This window comes from Actinoplanes sp. NPDC051633 (genome assembly GCF_040681735.1).
Classification (GTDB): Bacteria; Actinomycetota; Actinomycetes; order Mycobacteriales; family Micromonosporaceae; genus Actinoplanes.
Genome location: NZ_JBFAZH010000962.1, coordinates 1 through 3,008, shown reverse-complemented (window position 1 = coordinate 3,008; position 3,008 = coordinate 1). Strand labels below are relative to the sequence as shown.

Genomic DNA, 3,008 nt, shown 5'->3' with positions numbered 1-3,008 from the left:
GCGACAACGGCGGCAGAACCGCATCGGCGAAGTCAACCTTGACCGCGTCGAGGGGCCCGGCAGCCAGTATAGACCGCTTCCACCGGTCGCTGATGTGCATCTCAGTCGTGGCCAGGAACCGGGTACCGAGGTTGACCCCTTGAGCGCCCAGCGCCAGCGCCGCCGCTATGCCGCGACCGTCGGCTATGCCGCCCGAGGCCACCACCGGCACAGCGCCGGCCAGATCCACCACTGCGGGCACCATCACCATCGCGCCGATGAACCCACCGTTGCCGCCCGCCTCACCACCCTGCGCGATGATGACATCGGCCCCCCGGTCGACCGCACGCCGTGCCTGATCGAGATCGAACACCTGCTGAATCCACAGGATGCCGGCGTCATGCGCCCGGCGCACCAGGTCGCCAGGGTCACCGATGTGGAACGAGATGGCAGCCGGCCGCTCCCGCAGAGTCGCCTCGAACGCCTCCATGTCCAGCGGACGCAGCGTGTGATTGATCGCGAACGGCCGATCGGTCAAGTCCCGCAGGCGATCCCACTGCGCGCGAAGGTCGGGAACCGTCCGCAGGGCCGTGCCCACACTTCCCAGCGCGCCGGCGTTACTCACGGCCGCCGCGAGATCCACCTGGCTCCACGGACCGAACGCAGCACAGATGATCGGCACCTCGATACCGAGCAAGTCGCACAGCGGTGTCCGCAACACAGCCTCATCGTCGTCCCGGCGAAGCCTTTCCGGTACACCACGACGTGTCCAGATGGCGACAATGCCGATCCGCAGCTTCTTACATGAGGACGACGAACTGGTCATCATGTGGGGCGGCCTCTCGCTTCCCAGCCTGCTGCTGAGTACGAACCTCCTGATGCCGTGGCCTCCGCGAGGCTGACCCAGCCCTCCGCCTCAGCGTGCCCTTCCCGTGACCGTGGCCGGGCAGGACATGCCCGGCCTCGTGCGAGACGACGTGGCCGACGAACGTGCCGAACGCGGTGATCGCCGCGCGGACGTGCAGCCGTCGGCGGGTGACCGTCCGCGACGGCCAACGGCGCGAAGATGGCCCGATAACGATCGTCATCCGTCACCGGGGGTCCCCGGCGGCTGAACTCCCCGGCGTAGACGTGGCATTTCTGTCCGGTTCCCCCCGCGGCCGGTTATCCGTCTGCACGAAGCCGTATTCGCGCTGCCCTTCGGGTGACGGGCTGAGTCCGCCGACCTGGACGGTCGTGAAGTTGCCGTTGCCGATTTGGTCCACCGGGGACGCGGTGGTGAAGCGGACGTTCACGTCCGCGAAGTTCGCCTCGGCCCCGCTGGGCGGCCAGCACGACCGCTCGCCATGCGGCGTCGTTGGTGCTCACCTGATCCGCCGTGAGGGGTGAGCCGTCCGCGTTCGCCGGCCGGCGCAGGCCGATCCGCGTCAGGTCGTCGTCGAAGGCGGGCTCGAACCGGACGTAGACGCCACCGCCAGGGCTCCGGGCGCCCGCCGCTTTCCACGTTCTTCGCTTCGGTGTGATCCGCGGAATTGCTGGGTAATGCCAGTGATCTAGCGGGAAGCAACGATGGAATGCGAGGTGGATCGGCGTGGCTGCCACCAAGAGCGCCAAGAACCCGACCAGCGGCAACGACACCCCCAACACCCCCGGCGTGAGTGAGAGCGCGATCGCTGCGATGAAGGTCGGCGAGCTGCGCCGCAAACTGCAGAACCGTGGCGTGAAGGACACCGCCAATCTGAAAAAGCCCGAACTGGTCAACAAGCTGATCAAACTGGAGACGAGAGGCTCGGCCAAGGGGTCGGCGTCCGGCCGGAAGAAGTCGACGAGCGCCAACGACACCCCCACCACCCCCGGCGTGAGTGAGAGCGCGATCGCTGCAATGAAGGTCGGCGAGCTGCGCCGCAAACTGCAGAACCGTGGCGTGAAGGACACCGCCAATCTGAAAAAGCCCGAACTGGTCAAGAAGCTGATCAAACTGGAGACCACTGCCTCGAAGTCGACCCGGTCGACGACGAAGAAGTCGGCCTCCGCCGCGACGACCCGATCGGCGAAGAAGTCGGCCTCCGCAGCGACGACCCGATCGGCGAAGAAGTCCCCGTCCGTCGCGACGCCGTCGACGCCAACGAAGCCGGCCCCCGTCGCCACTACGACGAAGCTGGCGGCCGCTGCGACTAGCCGTTCGACAGCCAAGAAGCTGGCTTCCGCCGCTGGGAAGCTACCCACGACGAAGAAGTTGCTCTTCGCGGAGACCGGCCTTCCCAGCAGCGACGACATTCCGACGGCCCTCGAGGTGGGCAAGAATAAGGGCGGCAGGTCGCGTGGCAAATCCGGCGGCGGCAAGCGTACGAGGAAGGCGACCTTCGACTCGGTGCAGTATTCAGAGGAGATCCGGCCGGTGCGGGACGACCTCCCGGATCCTCTGATCGTCGAGCCGGGGAAGCCGCCGGTCTAGCCTGCGGCGCGCGGTGGCACGTCCTGACCCGGACGTCAAACCCACGGTTCTGGCAGCACGTGCCCCGCTCCGGGTTGCGGACCCAACTCCGGCCGCATCACTCTTACCCAATGGGTGACCCTGTGGGAACCCGGCCACCAAGCCGGCCCCGCGAAGGGTCGCGTCCACGGGAGTGGTGTAGAAGACGATCACCGTGGAGATCCGGGTTGATCCTAAGCGGCGATCGGCGCCGGTTCGGTAGCGGTGGCGGTGGATGGGTCGGCGCGCTCGCCGTTGACGGTGGCGAGGCGGGCTTTGGTGAGCAGTTCCAGGCCCATGTAGCGGCGGGCTTCGGTCCATTCGTCGGTCTGCTCGGCCAGCACCGCGCCGACCAGGCGGATGATCGCCGCCCGGTTCGGGAAGATCCCAACAACGTCGGTGCGCCGGCGGATCTCTTTGTTCAGCCGCTCCTGCGGATTGTTGGACCAGATCTGCCGCCAGATCTCGCGCGGGAACACCGTGAATGCGAGGAGATCACCGCGGGCGTCGTCGAGGTGTCCGGCCGCGGCCGGGAATTTCTGCTCGATCGCCTCGA

General features: G+C 67.3%; 3 protein-coding genes. 1 reads left to right on the top strand and 2 read right to left on the bottom strand.

The window, feature by feature from the left end:
- Window positions 1-808: nitronate monooxygenase (locus tag AB0M20_RS35220; RefSeq protein WP_364304811.1), on the bottom strand; the 808-nt coding region annotated here is incomplete at its 3' end.
- Between the two features lie 762 nt (window positions 809-1,570).
- Here AB0M20_RS35220 and AB0M20_RS35215 point away from each other — a divergent pair.
- Window positions 1,571-2,434 carry a hypothetical protein gene (locus AB0M20_RS35215; RefSeq protein WP_364304808.1) on the top strand — a complete coding sequence of 288 codons (864 nt, stop codon included), beginning with the start codon at window positions 1,571-1,573 and terminating at the stop codon, window positions 2,432-2,434.
- A gap of 212 nt (window positions 2,435-2,646) precedes the next feature.
- On the opposite strand, the gene AB0M20_RS35210 is transcribed toward AB0M20_RS35215, so the two are convergent.
- On the bottom strand, window positions 2,647-3,008 hold a 362-nt coding region (locus AB0M20_RS35210), incomplete at its 5' end, for a transposase (protein WP_364304807.1).